Source organism: Falsirhodobacter sp. 1013 (assembly GCF_051195255.1).
Classification (GTDB): Bacteria; Pseudomonadota; Alphaproteobacteria; order Rhodobacterales; family Rhodobacteraceae; genus Falsirhodobacter.
The window spans coordinates 333,179-348,886 of sequence record NZ_JBNJLK010000002.1 but is presented as its reverse complement, the minus strand read 5'-3'; the positions used below and the strand labels follow the sequence as shown (position 1 = coordinate 348,886).

At 67.8% G+C, this 15,708-nt stretch carries 18 protein-coding genes; 1 reads left to right on the top strand and 17 read right to left on the bottom strand.

Features of this window, described 5'->3' with window-relative positions; genetic code table 11:
* Window positions 1-3: 3 nt before the first annotated feature.
* The 15 genes from folD to ruvC all read right to left on the bottom strand — a co-directional run bounded on the left by folD (window position 4) and on the right by ruvC (window position 13,600).
* Window positions 4-891, bottom strand: a complete 888-nt coding sequence (folD, locus tag ACSHZY_RS05350) for a bifunctional methylenetetrahydrofolate dehydrogenase/methenyltetrahydrofolate cyclohydrolase FolD (RefSeq protein ID WP_435166440.1) — start codon at window positions 889-891, stop codon at window positions 4-6.
* A 113-nt stretch (window positions 892-1,004) separates the two neighbouring features.
* On the bottom strand, window positions 1,005-2,903 hold the full coding sequence (gene ftsH, locus ACSHZY_RS05345) for an ATP-dependent zinc metalloprotease FtsH (RefSeq protein WP_435166437.1): 1,899 nt from the start codon (window positions 2,901-2,903) through the stop codon (window positions 1,005-1,007).
* 60 nt (window positions 2,904-2,963) lie between these two features.
* Window positions 2,964-4,154: a tRNA lysidine(34) synthetase TilS gene (gene tilS / locus ACSHZY_RS05340; protein WP_435166434.1), complete on the bottom strand. Its 1,191-nt coding sequence runs from the start codon at window positions 4,152-4,154 to the stop codon at window positions 2,964-2,966.
* Window positions 4,154-4,978 (bottom strand): tol-pal system protein YbgF, encoded by an 825-nt coding sequence (gene ybgF / locus ACSHZY_RS05335; protein WP_435166431.1) that lies wholly within the window; start codon window positions 4,976-4,978, stop codon window positions 4,154-4,156. Before ybgF ends, tilS begins: the two co-directional genes overlap by 1 nt.
* Window positions 4,979-5,539, bottom strand: a complete 561-nt coding sequence (pal, locus tag ACSHZY_RS05330) for a peptidoglycan-associated lipoprotein Pal (RefSeq protein ID WP_435166429.1) — start codon at window positions 5,537-5,539, stop codon at window positions 4,979-4,981. It abuts the gene before it with no gap.
* A 69-nt stretch (window positions 5,540-5,608) separates the two neighbouring features.
* Window positions 5,609-6,925: a Tol-Pal system beta propeller repeat protein TolB gene (gene tolB, locus ACSHZY_RS05325; protein WP_435166426.1), complete on the bottom strand. Its 1,317-nt coding sequence runs from the start codon at window positions 6,923-6,925 to the stop codon at window positions 5,609-5,611.
* A 42-nt stretch (window positions 6,926-6,967) separates the two neighbouring features.
* Window positions 6,968-8,230, bottom strand: a complete 1,263-nt coding sequence (locus ACSHZY_RS05320; protein ID WP_435166423.1) for a cell envelope biogenesis protein TolA — start codon at window positions 8,228-8,230, stop codon at window positions 6,968-6,970.
* A gap of 13 nt (window positions 8,231-8,243) precedes the next feature.
* Entirely contained in the window at window positions 8,244-8,714 is a 471-nt protein-coding gene (gene tolR, locus ACSHZY_RS05315) for a protein TolR (protein WP_435166420.1), read from the bottom strand.
* A gap of 3 nt (window positions 8,715-8,717) precedes the next feature.
* Window positions 8,718-9,413, bottom strand: a complete 696-nt coding sequence (tolQ, locus tag ACSHZY_RS05310; RefSeq protein ID WP_435166417.1) for a protein TolQ — start codon at window positions 9,411-9,413, stop codon at window positions 8,718-8,720.
* Window positions 9,414-9,498: 85 nt separating this feature from the next.
* The gene (gene ybgC, locus ACSHZY_RS05305; RefSeq protein WP_435166415.1) at window positions 9,499-9,885 is read right to left on the bottom strand and encodes a tol-pal system-associated acyl-CoA thioesterase; all 387 of its coding nucleotides are present in this window, start codon (window positions 9,883-9,885) and stop codon (window positions 9,499-9,501) included.
* Window positions 9,882-10,445: a hypothetical protein gene (locus tag ACSHZY_RS05300; RefSeq protein ID WP_435166412.1), complete on the bottom strand. Its 564-nt coding sequence runs from the start codon at window positions 10,443-10,445 to the stop codon at window positions 9,882-9,884. The genes ybgC and ACSHZY_RS05300 overlap by 4 nt, the downstream gene beginning before the upstream one ends.
* On the bottom strand, window positions 10,442-11,461 hold the full coding sequence (ruvB, locus tag ACSHZY_RS05295; RefSeq protein WP_271974726.1) for a Holliday junction branch migration DNA helicase RuvB: 1,020 nt from the start codon (window positions 11,459-11,461) through the stop codon (window positions 10,442-10,444). The genes ACSHZY_RS05300 and ruvB overlap by 4 nt, the downstream gene beginning before the upstream one ends.
* A gap of 42 nt (window positions 11,462-11,503) precedes the next feature.
* The gene (gene htpX / locus ACSHZY_RS05290) at window positions 11,504-12,403 is read right to left on the bottom strand and encodes a zinc metalloprotease HtpX (RefSeq protein WP_435166409.1); all 900 of its coding nucleotides are present in this window, start codon (window positions 12,401-12,403) and stop codon (window positions 11,504-11,506) included.
* A 31-nt stretch (window positions 12,404-12,434) separates the two neighbouring features.
* A complete protein-coding gene (gene ruvA, locus ACSHZY_RS05285) occupies window positions 12,435-13,097 on the bottom strand; it encodes a Holliday junction branch migration protein RuvA (RefSeq protein ID WP_435166406.1) in 663 nt (220 codons plus the stop codon).
* Window positions 13,094-13,600 carry a crossover junction endodeoxyribonuclease RuvC gene (gene ruvC, locus ACSHZY_RS05280; RefSeq protein ID WP_435166403.1) on the bottom strand — a complete coding sequence of 169 codons (507 nt, stop codon included), beginning with the start codon at window positions 13,598-13,600 and terminating at the stop codon, window positions 13,094-13,096. The genes ruvA and ruvC overlap by 4 nt, the downstream gene beginning before the upstream one ends.
* Before the next feature lie 207 nt (window positions 13,601-13,807).
* Here ruvC and ACSHZY_RS05275 point away from each other — a divergent pair, with 207 nt between their 5' ends.
* Window positions 13,808-13,990, top strand: a complete 183-nt coding sequence (locus ACSHZY_RS05275) for a DUF1127 domain-containing protein (RefSeq protein WP_435166400.1) — start codon at window positions 13,808-13,810, stop codon at window positions 13,988-13,990.
* A gap of 71 nt (window positions 13,991-14,061) precedes the next feature.
* On the opposite strand, the gene ACSHZY_RS05270 is transcribed toward ACSHZY_RS05275, so the two are convergent.
* The gene (locus tag ACSHZY_RS05270) at window positions 14,062-14,934 is read right to left on the bottom strand and encodes a 50S ribosomal protein L11 methyltransferase (RefSeq protein ID WP_435166397.1); all 873 of its coding nucleotides are present in this window, start codon (window positions 14,932-14,934) and stop codon (window positions 14,062-14,064) included.
* 74 nt (window positions 14,935-15,008) lie between these two features.
* Window positions 15,009-15,662, bottom strand: a complete 654-nt coding sequence (fsa, locus tag ACSHZY_RS05265; RefSeq protein ID WP_435166394.1) for a fructose-6-phosphate aldolase — start codon at window positions 15,660-15,662, stop codon at window positions 15,009-15,011.
* Window positions 15,663-15,708: the final 46 nt, after the last annotated feature.

The following is a 15,708-nucleotide window of genomic DNA, read 5'->3' as shown; positions in this document are numbered from 1 at the left end:
GGGTCAGGGCGTCAGGCCTTCGGGTTCAGCGAGGCCGTTGGCGCGGCAGCAGGCGGTGACGGTGTTGGCCAGCAGGCAGGCGATGGTCATGGGGCCGACGCCGCCCGGCACCGGGGTGATGGCGCCCGCCACGGCTGCGGCGCTGGCGAAGTCTACATCCCCGACCAGACGCATCTTGCCGTCCCGCTCCACCCGGTTGATGCCGACGTCGATCACCGTGGCGCCCGGCTTGATCCAGTCGCCCGGCACCATGTCGGCCCGGCCCACGGCGGCGACAAGGATGTCGGCGCGGCGGCACACATCCGCCAGATCCTGCGTGCGGCTGTGGGCGATGGTCACGGTGCAGCTGTCGCCCAGCAGCAGTTGCGCCATCGGCTTGCCCACGATGTTCGACCGGCCCAGAACCACGGCGTTCAAACCTGACAGGCTGCCATGATGTTCGCGCAGCATCATCAGGCATCCCAGCGGCGTGCAGGGCACCATCGCCTTCTGCCCCGTGCCCAGCAGGCCCACGTTCAGGATGTGGAACCCGTCCACATCCTTGGCCGGGTCCAGCGCGTTGATGACCTTGGCCGCGTCCATGTGCGACGGCAGCGGCAATTGCACCAGGATGCCGTGCACCGCCGGATCGGCGTTCAGCCGGTCGATCAGGTCCAGCAGCTCCGCCTCGGGCGTGTCGACAGAAAGGCGGTGTTCGAAGCTGGCCATGCCCACCTCCACCGTCATCTTGCCCTTGCTGGCCACATAGACCGAGGAGGCCGGATCCTCCCCCACCAGCACGACCGCAAGGCCCGGCGTGACGCCTGCCGCCTTCAGGCGCGTCACTTCCGCGGCCACGCGGCCGCGCACACGGGCCGCAAAGGCCTTGCCGTCGATGATCGTTGCGGTCATGTCCAATCTCCCCTTCTGCTGCGCGCCTTCCTCATACCGGCCCCGAGGGCATGGGGCAATCACCCCACCGACAAGAAGAAAGCCCTGAAACCGTCAGGTCTCAGGGCTCGTTGTCAGGCGGAAGGTTCCGGCAGCGGCTCACTTGGCGGCTTTGGCCGCGTCTTCGGGATCGACGCGATAGAGCCGGTGCCCGAGGACTTGTCGTTGTCGTCCTCCTCGTCGATCGGTTCGCCGGCGACGACCTTGCGGATCTGGTTGCCCGTCAGCGTCTCGTATTCCAGAAGACCCTTGGCCAGCCGCTCGAACTGCTCCGACTGCTCGGTCAGGATGCGATAGGCGGTTTCGTAGCCTTCGTCGATCAGGCGCTTCACCTCGGCCTCGATCATGGTCTTCGTCTCGGCCGAGACGGAGAAGCCGCCCGTCTGGCCCTGATAACCCTGATGCGCCTCGGCATAGTCGATGTTGCCGACGGCGTCCGACATGCCCCAGCGCATCACCATGGCCCGAGCCAGGGCCGAGGCCTGCTGGATGTCGCCTGCGGGGCCGGAGGAGACGCCTTCTTCACCGTACTTGATGATCTCGGCGGCCTTGCCGGCCATGGTCATCGCGATCTTCTGCTTGCCTTCGTCCTTGTGCATGTTCAGCCGGTCCATCTCGGGCAGGCTGACGACCATGCCCAAGGCCCCGCCGCGCGGGATGATGGTGGCCTTGTAGACCGGATCGCATTTCGGCATCGCCATGCCGACCACAGCGTGACCGGCCTCGTGATAGGCGGTCTTTTCCTTGACGTCGGGGGTCAGGACCATGGACCGGCGTTCGGCGCCCATCATGACCTTGTCCTTGGCGTTCTCGAAGTCGTCCATGGTCACGAAACGGCGGCCGACGCGGGCGGCCATCAAAGCCGCCTCGTTCACCAGGTTCATCAAGTCGGCGCCCGAGAAGCCGGGCGTGCCGCGCGCGATCAGGCGCAGGTCCACGTTCGGACCCAGCGGCACCTTGCGGGCGTGGACGTTCAGGATCTTCTCACGCCCCTTGATGTCGGGGTTCGGCACGTGGATCTGGCGGTCGAAACGGCCCGGACGCAGCAGCGCGGGGTCCAGCACGTCCTTGCGGTTCGTGGCGGCGACGATGATCACGCCCTCGTTCGCCTCGAAGCCGTCCATTTCCACCAGAAGCTGGTTGAGGGTCTGCTCACGCTCGTCATTGCCGCCGCCGATGCCCACGCCCCGGGCGCGGCCCACGGCATCGATCTCGTCGATGAAGACGATGCAAGGGGCGTTCTTCTTGGCCTGTTCGAACATGTCACGAACGCGGGATGCGCCCACACCCACGAACATTTCCACGAAGTCGGAGCCGGAGATGGTGAAGAACGGAACCCCCGCCTCACCCGCGATGGCACGGGCCAGAAGCGTCTTACCGGTGCCGGGAGGGCCGACCAGCAGCGCGCCTTTCGGGATCTTGCCGCCAAGGCGCGAGAATTTCTGCGGGTTGCGCAGGAACTCGACGATCTCCTCCAGCTCCTCCTTCGCCTCGTCGATGCCGGCGACGTCGTCGAAGGTGACGCGGCCGTGCTTTTCGGTCAGCAGCTTGGCGCGGGACTTGCCGAAGCCCATGGCCCCGCCCTTTCCGCCGCCCTGCATCCGGTTCATGAAGAAGATCCAGATCCCGATCAGCACGATGAACGGCAGCCAGAGCGAGATGAGCGACAGGAAGCCTGACTGCTCCTGCGGTTCGGCCCGCACCTCGACCTTCTTGTCGATCAGGCGGTCGGTGACCTCCTCACCCGCCGGCTTGATCGCGACATATTGATTGCCGTCATTCCCGCGGAACAGGATGCGTTCGCCGTCCAGCGTGACCGAGGTCACCTGGCTGTTGTCCACCCGCTCGATGAAGTCCGAGAAGGAGATGGTGCGCGACGCGTTGGTCGAGCTTCCGCCGCTGAACAGGTTGAACAGTGCCAGCACAAGCAGGAACAGGACCACCCAGAAGGCAATGTTTCGCGCGTTCCCCAAAAGTCGTCTCCCCTGACACGTCAAACCCGCAGAGCTGCGGGCACTTCGGCCACAAGATAGTCATTCGCGCGGGGGGTTCAATCCGATAAGCGGCCGATCCTTCCGGGCGGTCCAGCTTCCGAGGCCTGCGAGGGGCGCCGCCACGAGGTCATTGCCCTCCCACACCGCCGGCGAGGCGAGGAGGCTGCGGCGTGGAAGCCCGCTGTCGCGCCAATGCGGGCAGAGGACGACCCCCTCTCCCAGCGCCGCGATCCGCAGTCCCGGCTGCGCGGGGCCGTCCAGGCGCCAGCCATCCCACGGTTCCGTCACCGGCACCGACAGATCGCGCACGGCCGCCCATTCGCGGAAGATGCGCCAGAGGCCCTTCTGCGCCACCATGCCGCAGCCCTGCACGGCGGCCGGACGCCCCTGCGCCAGCGCCTCCAGTGCCCGCGCGACGGAAGCGGCGCGGGGCGGATAGGCGCGACCGCCGATCCAGGCCACGGCGCGCAGCAGAAGGCGGCGCTGCATTTCAGGGTCCAGACCATTAGGGTCCAGCAGGACATCGCTACGATCCTGCCGCAGATGATTCCGGGCCGCCGTGACGGTGGCCGCGTCCAGAGCGGCACGGGCCGACGCAAGATGCTGCGCCACCTCGGCCAGTCGGTCGCGGGTCAGGCCCAGCGGCAAGGCGGCCAGAGCCTGCCGGGCACGGGCACGTTCGTAGGCCAGATCCGTGTTGCTGGGATCCTCGGCCCAGTCGAACCCGCGGGCGCGCAGAAAATCGCGAAGCTCCTCCCGCCCCACGGACAGAAGCGGCCGGCGCCAGTGCAGGCCATGCTCCTCCCACGCGGGGGCCATGGCGGACAGGCCGTCCAGCCCCGCCCCACGCGCCAGCCGCATCAGGAAGGTTTCGGCCACGTCGTCGCGCGTGTGACCCAAGGCCACGGTTCCGAGGCCGTGGTCCGTGGCCCAGTCGGCGATCAGGCGACGGCGGGCGCGACGGCCGGCGTCCGGCAGGTTGCCCTGCTTGTCCCACTGCCAATGCAGCACCTGATGGGGCACATGAAGGCGCGCGCAAAGGTCCGCCACCTGCCGTGCCTCCTCGGCCGCCTCGGGGCGCAGGCCATGGTCGACGGTGACAACGCGGCACGTGATCCCCACCTCCACCGCCAGCACCAGAAGGGCCACGGAATCGCCGCCCCCGGAAACGGCAAGGCCCAGGACCGGCGGAACCGGTCCCAGGCCTGTCAGAAACCGCCCTTGCGGCATCAGTTGCAGCCAAGCCTCTGGGCCGAGGTCTGCGCTTCGCCGGCGGCGTTGCTGCCGCCAAAGCGATTGCCCACTTCGGCAAGCGTGATGCAGGCCTGCTGGGTCTGGCCCAGATCGCCCAGACGCTGGCCCACCCGCAGCAAAGCGTCCGCCGCGCGCGGCCCTTCCGGATCGCCCGAGAAAGCGTCCAGATAGGACCGTGCCGCGTCCTGCGTACGGTTCAGCTGGCTCAGCGCCTCGCCGCGCAGATACAGCGCCTCATAGGTCAGGGGGCCGCCCGTGTAGGTCTGGGCAAAGGCCTCAAGCTGGTCAGCGGCGGCTTGAAAGTCACCTTGACCGAGCACCCCCTTGGCCCGGTCAAAATCCGCCTGCTCCTGAACGGCAAGCTGCGTTGTGGTGCCTGCGGCCGCGGCCGGGGCGGAAGGCGGCGGGGCGGCGGCCGCGGTGCTGCTGTCGCCCCCCAGAGTGGCTTGCGGGGGGATGGCGCCGACATCGCCGCCTTCCAGTTCCGTCACCCGGAACTGCAGGTCGCCCAGCTGGTTCGTGCCCTGCTGGACCACGCGGTTCAGGCGCAGCTCCACCTCCTCGGTGCGGCCGGTCAGCCGCTGGATCGACGCCTCGATCGTATCAAGGCGTTGCAGCGCCGAGCCGCCCGCCGCACCGCTGCTGATCGCGCCGGTGCTGACAAGTTCGCGCTTCAGGCTGTTGAACTGCGCTTCAAGCTGGCTCAGCTCCGCCTGGATGTCGGCCAGCGACTGCGCCCGATCCTGCGCGAACGCAGAGACGGGCAGCAGCGCCAGCGTCAGGATCAGGGCGAACCGCATTTACGACCCCGCGCCCGCTTGCAGCACCGTCACCGCGCGGCGGTTCTGGGCATAGCACGATTCTTCCGAGCAGGTCGCCGCCGGGCGTTCCTTGCCGTAGGACACGGTGCGCACGCGGCTGGGCGCCACCCCCTGCGAGATCAGGAAGTCCTGCGCCGAGGAAGCGCGGCGTGCGCCGAGCGCGAGGTTGTATTCGCGCGTGCCCTTTTCATCGGCATGGCCTTCGACGATGATGGCATAGTTCGGATGGCTGTTCAGCCACTGCGCCTGACCGGACAGGACCTGACGGCCTTCGTCGTTCAGCGTCGCCTGGTCATAGCTGAACAGGATGCGGTCGCCGACGCGCTGGCTGAAATAGGCCTGGCTGTTGGGATCGTTCGGATCGCCCAGACCCGAGGTGCCGACGCCGCCGACCCCGGCCCCGTAGCCGCCATTGGCGCCGTAAGCGCCATTCGCACCGGCACCCGCGCCTGCGCCACCCGCACCGAAGCGGTTGGGGTTGTTGCAGGCCGCGAGGCCCAGCACGGCGACCAGCATCAGCGCCTTGGGAAGAAAGCTCATCGACACGTCCTCTCGTTGTATTCCGTCAAGGATAACAGGTTTCGACCGCCCGTCCAACGGGCGACCGTATTACGGCAGCAGCGGCGACCATGACGGGTCCGAGGCCCCGCCCTGAGTCGGCACGCGCTTCAGGTTGCGCCCCGAGATGTCGACCGAATAAAGCGCAGGCTCTCCGCTGGCGCCCGCGCTTTCGCGTGTGAACATCAGCACGCGGCCGTTCGGCGCCCAGGTCGGGCCTTCGTCAAGGAAGGACGACGTCAGCAAACGTTCTTCCGAGCCGTCGGTGCGCATCACGCCGATGTGGAAGCGGCCTTCGGACTGCTTGGTGAAGGCGATCATGTCGCCGCGCGGCGACCAGACGGGCGTGTTGTAGCGCCCCGACCCGGCCGAGATGCGCCGCGCTTCGCCGCCGCCGGCCGACATGATGTAGATCTGCGATTCGCCCGAACGGTCGCTCTCGAAGACGATCTGACGGCCATCCGGGGAGTAGCTCGGCGCAGTCTCGATCGAAGGCGAATTCGTCAACTGCCGACGCTGACCGCCTTGCGTGTCCAGCGTGTAGATGTCGGAGTTGCCGCCCTGTTCCAAGCTGAACACCACCGTCCGCCCGTCGGGCGAGAAGCGGGGCGCGAAGGTCATCGTGCCCGGCTGCTGGTCCAGACCGCGCGTCTGCATGTTCGCGGTGTTCAGCAGGTAAATGCGCGGGAAACCCGACTGGTAGGAGGTGTAGAGGATCTGGTTGCCCTGCGGGCTGAAGCGCGGCGCCAGAACCAGGTCCGACCCGGTGGTCAGGTACTGGGTGTTCGCCCCGTCATAGTCCATGATGGCGAGACGCTTCACGCGGCGGTCCTTCGGGCCGCTTTCCAGCACGTGCACGACGCGGCTGTCGAAATACGGACCCTCGCCGGTGATGCGGCTGTAGACGGCGTCGGCCACCTTGTGGGCCATGCGGCGCCAGGTGTCCGTGGTGCCCGCGAATTGCAGACCGTCACCCAGCGGCTGGCCCGAGAAGATGTCGAACAGGCGGAACTGCACCGTGATGCGGTTGCCCTGCTGGATGACGTTGCCGGTGATCAGCGCCTGCGCGTTGATCGCCTTCCAGTCGTTGTAGGCAACCGGCGCGTCGAAGCTCGACACGTTGGAGATGAAGGCCGAGGACGGGATTTCCCGGAAAAGGCCGGTGCCCGACAGGTCGGCCGCGATCAGGCGGCTGATGTCGCCCGCCACCTGCCCGCCGCCCGAGAACGTCGGCAGGGCAAAGGGCAGCGGCTCGATCACGCCTTCGGTGATCTCAATCCGGAGGGGGCCCTGCTGGGCATGGGCCACGCCCCCGAACAGGGAAAGCGCAAGCGCGGCGGCGGTGGTGAGGGTTCTGAACATTCTCATCCTCTGGCGTTTTCCGATAGTATAGGCGGCCTGCGCGCCACGTCACTTCACGCGCATGTTCGCCGGGTTGAAGACAATCTCGATATTCTGCCACTGGTCGTATTTTTCCGGCGGCAGGGGGAAGCCCTTAGCCCCGCAGCGGATGATCGCGCGGCGTGCAGCCTCGAAGGCTTGGCGCGCACCAGCGTCCGATCCGCCTTCATAGCCGACCATCTTGACCGAGCCCGAATCCGGCACCCCGCCTTGCGAGACGGAGAAGCCCACGGTCACCGTGCTTTGCAACGCTTCCGTCGAAAGGGAGCCGACATTCCAGCATTGCTGCACCGCGACCCGCAGCGTGTCTTTCTCGCCCGAGGTCATGGGCGGGCCGGAGGGTGCGGACGGGCGGGCGGGAGCTTCGGCCTCTCCGCTGCCCAGGGCTTCGGCCAGCGCGTCGTTCACGGCGTCGCTTTCGCTTTCCGTTTCCGCAGGCGCGGCCGGTTTTGCGGCGGGCGTCGCAGGCTTCGCGGCCGGCGTTGCGGGCTTTGCCGCGGGAGTCGCCGGCTTCGCCGCCGGTGTGGCTGGTTTTTCCGCCGGCTTCTCGGTGTTCTCGGCCTGTTGCGTCGGGCGTTCGGCCTGCGCGGGGGCGGCCGGGCGCTGCGGACGGTCCCGCGGACGCGGGCTTCCGGCGGGGGCAAGGTTCGCCTGCGGCTGCGCTTCGGGCACGACCTCGGTCGTGGCTTCGGGCGGGGCCTGTTCGGGCTGGGGTTCCGGCTCCGGCGTCGGCGTCTCGGTCGGCTCCTCCGTCACGGCAGGGGTCGGTGTTTCCGCCACCTCGGCGCGCGGGGATGGCGCGGGGGCCGGGGTCGGCGCAACGCGGGGGGCCTGGCGCGGACGCGGGCTTTCGTCGGGCGACAGCTGCGGCTGTTCCACGGGTGCGGGCGGCAGCACGGCCTGCGGCTGCGGCGTTTCGGGCGCGGGCGTCGGCGCCACCTCCGGCGCGGCGGGGGCCGGCGTCGGCGCGGGCGCGGGCGTCGGGGCCGGCTCAGGCTCCGGCGCGGGCTCGGGGGCCGGCTCGGGTTCGGGCGCGGGCGCCGGACGGCTCCGCGGCGGGGTCGGCGGCGGCGGGGCCGGTGCGGGCTCGGCCGCCTCTTCGCTTCGGCTTTCGGTTTCCGCGACCATCTCGTTGAACTCGGCGTTCGACATGATGGACACGTCCGTCACCGCCATGGGCGGTGGCGGTTCGGACTGGAACAGCCCGCCGAACAGCAGCCACAGGATCAGCAGCACGTGGCCGGCGGTCGAGATGATGACGCCCGTTCTCATGAACGAGATACCCTTAGTTTCCACCGAAGGTCGGTCCGTCGCTGTCGGTGACAAGGCCGATGCTGTTGAAGCCCGCCGCGTTCAGCGCGCCCATGATCTGCGCCACGCGCTCGTACGCCACGGCGCCGTCGGCGCGCAGGAAGATCTTGCGGTTCTCGCGCTCGGCCGCGATGGCGGTCAGGCGGGGGATCAGTTCGGCCTCCGGCACCTCGGACTGCTGGATCATCAGGCGGTTGTCGCCCGTGACGGTGATGGCCAGCGGCTCCTCCTGCTCGGTCGGGAGGGCGCTGGCGGCCGTGTCCGGCAATTCCACCGGCACGCCCACCGTCAGCATGGGTGCGGCGACCATGAAGATGATCAGAAGCACCAGCATCACGTCCACGAAGGGCGTGATGTTGATTTCGGACATGGGCGCCCCGCCCCGCCGCCGGCGGCGTCCACCGCGGCGGCCGCCGCCCGCACTGCGCATCACCCCTCCGGCCATGGATCAGGCGTCCAGCTGGCGCGAAAGGATGGTGGAGAATTCGTCCGAAAACGCCTCGTATCCGCCAAGGATGCGTTCGCTGTCGGTGTTCAGCTTGTTGTAGAAGATCACCGCCGGGATGGCCGCGATCAGGCCGATGCCGGTGGCCAGCAGCGCCTCGGCGATGCCAGGGGCGACGACGGCCAGGTTGGTGTTCTGGCTGATCGCGATCTGCTCGAACGAGTTGGTGATCCCGACGATCGTGCCGAACAGCCCAATGAACGGAGAGATGGAGCCCACGGTCGCCAGAACGCCGAGGCCCTTCTGCATGTGCTCGGCCTCCTTGTTGATGGCGACGTCCATGGACCGGTCGATGCGCGACTGCGCGCCCGCGATCAGCTTGCCGTCCTGACGGTGGCTGCGGCGCCATTCCATCATGCCGGCGGCGAAGATCTTCTCGGACGCGCCGTCGGGCTGCGATCCGGTCTTCTCGAACAGTTCGTCCAGCGGCTCGCCGGACCAGAAGGCGCGGTCGAAGACCGTCGCCTCGCGGCGGGCCAGCTTGAAGGCGATGTGCTTCTGAATGATGATGGCCCACGACCAGACCGACATGATCATCAGAACGATCATGACCAGTTTCACGGTCAGCGTTGCGCGTGCGAAAAGCGAGAGCATCGAGAAGTCGATCTCGTGCGCCGCGGCCAGAGTTTGCGTTTCCATTATGCCTGCTCGTCCGAATGGGGCCCTTATGGCCTCTTAGCGGCGATTCTATCTTCTTTGCAGGGGGAATGCCAACACGAACTCGTCATCCGGCGGCAGCTTGCCGCAGCTGGTCGGGCAGCCGCACGGGCCGCGCGCCCGACAGGCAGGCCAGCACCACCACGGCGCGGAACAGGGGCTGGCCGTCCAGCGTCACCGTCTGGCACAGCGTGGCGCGGGCGGGGGTGAGCGCGGCCACCCCCGTTTCCACCTCCAGCCGGTCGCCAAGGCGCGCGGGCCGCAGGAAGTCTGCCTCGATCCGGGTGACGGCGAAGACCTGCCCTGCATCCCGCATCGCGTTCTGGTCAAGGCCGAGGCTTTCGACCCATTCACTGCGCGCCCGTTCGATGAACTTCAGGTAGTTCGCGTGGTAAACGATGCCGCCCAGATCGGTGTCCTCGTAATACACGCGGGTGGAAAAGCGGTGGATCATGTGCGCGCGGCCATCCGCAGGGCGTGACTGGGATCGGTCGCGTGCGGGGGCAGGATCGGGTCATAGGCGGCGCGCAGCAGGGCCGCGATGTCGTCCCGCAACACGCCGTCCCGCACCAGAACCGGATCGCCGGCCCAGGTCAGCATCATCCGCGCGGCCTGATCCAGCAGCAGCGGTTCCGCTGGGGCATCGGCCAAGGCGCCACCCATCCGCAGGCACAACAGGCCCAGCGTGATCGCACCCGACGGATCGAAGCGGAACAGGCGGGCAACGTCGCCGGTCAGCGCGCCCGGATCGGGCAGAAGGTGGTGCAGGTCCGGCACGGCCGCCAGCTCGGCCCAGTCGCGGACGAAGAACACCATCAGGTTCGCGCCGAGTTCGGGATCATGTTCGGCCATGCGGTGGCCGGCGGTGGCGACCACGGCCTCGATCGCGCCTTTGACAAGCTGAAGGGTGTCCTCCTCCACCCCGAAGACGATGGGCACGATGGGGCGACCCCAGCGGGCGCAGCGAAAGCCGTCGGGATGGGTGAACAGCGGAAGGATGTCGTCAGGGGTCATGTGAAAAGGTCGGGTTGTCCACGTGGGGGGGCGATGCCGATGTGCTGCCAGGCCTTCTGCGCCAGCATCCGTCCGCGCGGCGTCCGCTGGATGAGGCCCTGCTGCAGAAGATAGGGTTCGATGACCTCCTCCACCGCGTCTCGGGCTTCGGACAGGGCGGCGGCGATGGTTTCCACCCCCACCGGCCCGCCGCCATAGTTTTCGGCCAGCAGCAAAAGGTAACGGCGGTCGGCGCCGTCAAGGCCCAGATCGTCCACCCCCAGCCGCAGCAGCGCGTTGTCGGCGATGTCGCGGGTGATCTTGCCGTCGCCTTCGACCAGCGCGAAGTCCACGACGCGACGCAAAAGGCGGCCGGCGATGCGTGGGGTGCCGCGCGCGCGGCGGGCGATCTCTCGCGTGCCGTCTGGTTCGGTGGCGATGCCCAGCATCCGCGCGCCGCGCGACACGATCAGGTCCAACTCCTCGATCGTGTAGAATTGCAGGCGGGTCGGGATGCCGAAACGGTCGCGCAGGGGCGTCGTCAGCAGGCCCAGACGGGTCGTGGCGCCCACCAGCGTGAAAGGTTGCAGATCGATCCGCACGGTCCGCGCGGCGGGCCCTTCCCCGATCACCAGATCCAGCGCAAAATCTTCCAGCGCGGGATACAGCACTTCCTCCACCACCGGGGACAGCCGGTGGATCTCGTCGATGAACAGCACGTCGCGGGGTTCAAGGTTGGTCAGGATCGCTGCCAGATCGCCGGGCTTGGCCAGCACGGGGCCCGAGGTCATGCGGAAGCCGACGCCCAGTTCCCGCGCCATGATCTGCGCCAACGTCGTCTTGCCCAGACCGGGCGGGCCGTGGAACAGGGTGTGGTCCATCGCCTCGCCCCGCATCTTGGCCGATTCGATGAAGACGCGCAGATTGGCGCGCGCCTCGGCCTGGCCGATGAACTCCTCCAGCCCTTGCGGGCGAAGGGCGCGGTCATGGTCTTCGGGCAAACGCTCGGGGCGCAGGGTGGGATCGGGCTCGCTCATATGCGAACAATCGCGGAACGCGGGGGGGGCCGCAAGCCCCGATCAGCCCCAGGGACCGCGGGGCTTGGTGGGCGGAACGCGCGGCACGCTGGGTCGGGTGGCCACTGGCATGCCTGCCGCCATCGCCTGAAGGGCCGCCACGCGGTTCGCGGTCTTCGGGTGGGTCGAAAACAGCTTGTCATGCGCAAAGGCGTGCAGCGGGTTGATGATGAACATATGCGCCGTGGCCGGATTGCGCTCGGCCGCCGGGTTGTCGATCCGCAGGGCGAAGGCCTCGATCTTCTGCAGGGCGCCCGCCAGCCACAACGGGTGGCCGCAAATCTCCGCCCCCATCCGGTCAGCCTCGTATTCCCGAGAGCGGGAGATCGCCATCTGCACCAGCGCGGCCGCCAAAGGCGCGAGGATCATCAGCGCCAGCGTGCCGAAGATCCCGCCCGGACGGTCGCGGTTGCCAAAGAACATCGCGAAGTTCGCGAGCATCGAGATGGCGCCGGCAAACGTCGCCGTGATCGTCATGATCAGCGTGTCGTGGTTCTTCACATGCGCCAGTTCATGCGCCATCACGCCGGCCAGTTCCTCGCGCGTCAGGCGTTGCAGAAGGCCGGTGGTGGCGGCCACGGCGGCGTTCTCCGGATTGCGGCCGGTGGCGAAGGCGTTGGGCTGGTCGGTGTCGATGATGAACACCCTGGGCATGGGCATCCCGGCATTCGCGGCCAGCCCCGCCACCAGACGGTAATATTCGGGCGCCGTCCGTTCGTCCACCTGACGGGCGTTGTGCATCCGCAGCACCGCCTTGTCGGAGTTCCAGTAGCTGAACGCGTTCATCCCGACGGCGATGACCAGCGCGATCATCATCCCGCCGCGCCCGCCCAGCAGGGCCCCGACGCCCAGAAACAGCGCCGTCATCGCGGCCATCAGGATGGCGGTCTTCGCATAACCCATGGTCACCTCCGTTTTGGCGGATATGGGCCGATCACTCCTTCGGGGCAAGACGCCGCAGGGACAGGCGGATCAGGGTCGTGGTGTCGGCCTCCGGCATCTCGGCCGCCGTTTGCATCACGGCCGAAGCCGCGTCCGCCGGCGCATAGCCCAGATTGGCGAGGGCCGAGAGGGCGTCCGCTGTGTTCGCGACATTGGAAGGTTTCGCCGCGGCGCGACGTTTGGGCGCAGGCCCGGGGGCCGGTTCCTCCTCCAGCACCGGATCGTCCAGCTCCACCCGGCCCATGGCCATGACCGACGGCGCCTTGGACTTCAGCTCCAGCACCACGCGTTGCGCGATCTTGGGCCCGACGCCAGGCGCCGCTTGGATCGAACGCGCATCGCCCAGCGCGATGGAGCGAGACACGCCTTCCGCCCCCAAGGCACCCAGAATCGCCATTGACGCCCGCGCCCCCACGCCCTGCACCGTCATCAGAAGGCGGTGCCATTCCTTTTCCACCAGCGTAGGGAAGCCGAACAGTTGCAGGATGTCCTCCCGCACCAGAAGCTCCGTATACAGCGCCACCGCCTCCCCCGGTCCGGGAAGGGAGGCGAGCGTCCGGTCCGACACGTAGACGAGGTATCCCACACCGCGCACGTCGATCAGCACGTGATCCATCGCGCGGTATTCCAGGCGTCCGGCGATGCGGCCGATCATGCCGTCGCCCTCGCCAAGGCGGCCTGAAGGCGGCCGGCGCTTTGCACGTGATGGGAATGGCAGATGGCCACGGCCAGCGCGTCGGCGGCGTCCGGCCCGGCAATGACCACGCCGGGCAGATGCAGGCGCACCATGTGGTCGATCTGCTGCTTGGCCGCATGGCCCACGCCCACCACCGTCTTCTTCACGGCGTTCGGGGCGTATTCCCCCACCTCCAGCCCCGCCTGGGCGGGCACCAGAAGCGCGACCCCCCGCGCCTGCCCCAGCTTCAGCGTGCCGGCGGCGTCCTTGTTGACGAAGGTGTGTTCCACCGCCGCCGTGTCGGGGGCATATCGTGCCACCACATCGGTCAGCTGGGCGTGGAGGGAACACAGGCGGCGCGCCAGATCATCCCCCACCGAATGGCAGACGCCGTTCGCGACATGGGTGACGCGCACGCCCGTCACGTCGATGACGCCCCAGCCCATGTTCCTGAGGCCCGGGTCGATTCCCAACACGCGCATGCCGTCTCCTGTCCGTTTTCAACGGGATAGCACGAAGCGCGAACATCTGTCACCCGGCGCATGACGATATTACGACGCGAGCCATGCGTTCCCTGCATCACGGGGATGCGAACGCGCCCGTTGCCGTATGCACGGCGCCCGACTATTTGACGTCCATGCAGCAAGGGTGCTGCATAATTGATCCGTTTGTGAAAAGGACTGAACCCCATGGCCGTTATCGAGACGACCCCCCGCGCGTCGATCGGTACCCAGACGTCGCCCTTCGCCACCTTCTTCCAGGCGATCCGTGACTGGAACGATGCTCGCGTCACCCGTTCGGCGCTGAACAAGCTGTCGGACCGTGAACTGGACGACATCGGTCTGACCCGCGGCGACATCGACCGCATCTGACCGGACGCTTTCGCGTCAACCGACCGAAGGACAGGCCGCACGGGGAAACCCGCCGCGGCCTTTGCCTTGTCTTACGCCTTGCGCAGCGTCAGGGCGGACCATTCACCCAGATCCTCGCGGTGGACCAGGGCGAAGCCCTGCGCTTCATAGGCCGCCAGAATCGACTCCGCCTGCACGACCAGCAGCCCGGACAGGATGATGATTCCCCCCTGCGCCGCGTTCCGCGCCATGTCGGGCGCCAGTTCGACCAGCGGCCCTTTCAGGATGTTGGCGAAGATCAGGTCGAACGGGGCCGCGGACTGGATGTCGGGATGGGCAAAGCCCGCCGCTTCCATGCAGGCCACGCGGCCGGCCAGATGGTTGATCTCCACATTCGCGCGGGCGACGTCCACCGCCACCTCGTCGATGTCGGAGGCGAGGATGCGCGCCTCGGGCAGTTCCTTTGCCGCGGCCATCGCGAGCACGGCCGTCCCGCAGCCGATGTCGGCCACATTGGCGAAACTCGCGCCCTCGTTCAGCAGGCGGTCCAGCGCGCGCAGGCAGCCCAGCGTCGTGCCGTGATGGCCCGTGCCGAAGGCGACCGTCGCCTCGATCTGCAAGGGCACGCGACCGGCGGGCACCTTTCCGGCATCGTGCGAGCCGAAGACGAAGAAGCGGCCCGCGTCCACGGGCGCGAGTTCTCGGCGCACATGCGCGACCCAGTCCACCTCGGGCACTTCGGAGATCACGAAGGGCGCGGCGCCAAAGGCTGTGCGCAGCAGTTCCAGCGTCACCGCGTCCGGGGCGTCGAGGAAATAGGCGCCCACCTCCCACAGGCCCGAGCCGTCCTCGATCTCGAACACGCCGACGCCCGAAGGCTCCGGCTCCATCCGCTCGATCGCTTCGGCAAGGGAATCGGCGGCGTCCTCGCCCGGCAGGGTGGTCAATGCGGTGTAGGTGGGCATCTCATACTCCATTCCTTGCGGAACGTCGCCGTCCCGCGGGCGCGGCCCGGATCCCGGACCGCGCGAACCGTGTCTCAGACGATCTTCTGACCGGTCTTGGCCCAGTCGGCCATGAACGTTTCAAGACCCTTGTCGGTCAGCGGGTGGCTGGCCAGACCCTTGATGACGGCGGGCGGCGCGGTGATCACGTCGGCGCCGATCAGCGCGCATTGCGACACGTGGTTGGCGTTGCGGACCGAGGCCGCCAGGATCTGCGTCTGGAAGCTGAAATTGTCGTAGATCGTGCGGATGTCCTGGATCAGCTCCAGCCCGTCCAGGTTCATGTCATCGAGGCGGCCGATGAAGGGGCTGATGAACGTGGCGCCCGCCTTGGCGGCCAGCAGCGCCTGGTTGGCGGTGAAGCACAGCGTGACGTTGACCATGAAACCTTCGTCCGACAGAACCTTGCAGCATTTCAGGCCGTCATGGGTCAGCGGCACCTTCACGGCGATGTTGGACGCGATTTCGGCCAGCTTGCGGCCTTCGGCGATCATGTCGTCCGCTTTCAGCGCCACGACTTCGGCCGATACGGGACCGGACACGATCGAGCAGATCTCTTTCGTGACCTCCAGGATGTCGCGGCCCGATTTCAGGATCAGCGACGGGTTGGTGGTCACGCCGTCGACCAGGTTCAGGTCGTTCAGTTCCTGGATGGCCGCGACGTCGGCGGTATCGACGAAGAATTTCATGAAGCTGTTCCTTGGATTGGATACGGGCGGGATGTGCGGGGTTTCC

Coding starts and splice junctions, on each gene's coding strand:
- folD (WP_435166440.1), bottom strand. CDS start 891: ATGACCGCAACGATCATCGACGGCAAGGCCTTTGCGGCCCGTGTGCGC.
- tilS (WP_435166434.1), bottom strand. CDS start 4,154: ATGCCGCAAGGGCGGTTTCTGACAGGCCTGGGACCGGTTCCGCCGGTC.
- ybgF (WP_435166431.1), bottom strand. CDS start 4,978: ATGCGGTTCGCCCTGATCCTGACGCTGGCGCTGCTGCCCGTCTCTGCG.
- pal (WP_435166429.1), bottom strand. CDS start 5,539: ATGAGCTTTCTTCCCAAGGCGCTGATGCTGGTCGCCGTGCTGGGCCTC.
- tolB (WP_435166426.1), bottom strand. CDS start 6,925: ATGAGAATGTTCAGAACCCTCACCACCGCCGCCGCGCTTGCGCTTTCC.
- ACSHZY_RS05320 (WP_435166423.1), bottom strand. CDS start 8,230: ATGAGAACGGGCGTCATCATCTCGACCGCCGGCCACGTGCTGCTGATC.
- tolR (WP_435166420.1), bottom strand. CDS start 8,714: ATGGCCGGAGGGGTGATGCGCAGTGCGGGCGGCGGCCGCCGCGGTGGA.
- tolQ (WP_435166417.1), bottom strand. CDS start 9,413: ATGGAAACGCAAACTCTGGCCGCGGCGCACGAGATCGACTTCTCGATG.
- ybgC (WP_435166415.1), bottom strand. CDS start 9,885: ATGATCCACCGCTTTTCCACCCGCGTGTATTACGAGGACACCGATCTG.
- ACSHZY_RS05300 (WP_435166412.1), bottom strand. CDS start 10,445: ATGACCCCTGACGACATCCTTCCGCTGTTCACCCATCCCGACGGCTTT.
- ruvB (WP_271974726.1), bottom strand. CDS start 11,461: ATGAGCGAGCCCGATCCCACCCTGCGCCCCGAGCGTTTGCCCGAAGAC.
- htpX (WP_435166409.1), bottom strand. CDS start 12,403: ATGGGTTATGCGAAGACCGCCATCCTGATGGCCGCGATGACGGCGCTG.
- ruvA (WP_435166406.1), bottom strand. CDS start 13,097: ATGATCGGCCGCATCGCCGGACGCCTGGAATACCGCGCGATGGATCAC.
- ruvC (WP_435166403.1), bottom strand. CDS start 13,600: ATGCGCGTGTTGGGAATCGACCCGGGCCTCAGGAACATGGGCTGGGGC.
- ACSHZY_RS05275 (WP_435166400.1), top strand. CDS start 13,808: ATGGCCGTTATCGAGACGACCCCCCGCGCGTCGATCGGTACCCAGACG.
- ACSHZY_RS05270 (WP_435166397.1), bottom strand. CDS start 14,934: ATGCCCACCTACACCGCATTGACCACCCTGCCGGGCGAGGACGCCGCC.
- fsa (WP_435166394.1), bottom strand. CDS start 15,662: ATGAAATTCTTCGTCGATACCGCCGACGTCGCGGCCATCCAGGAACTG.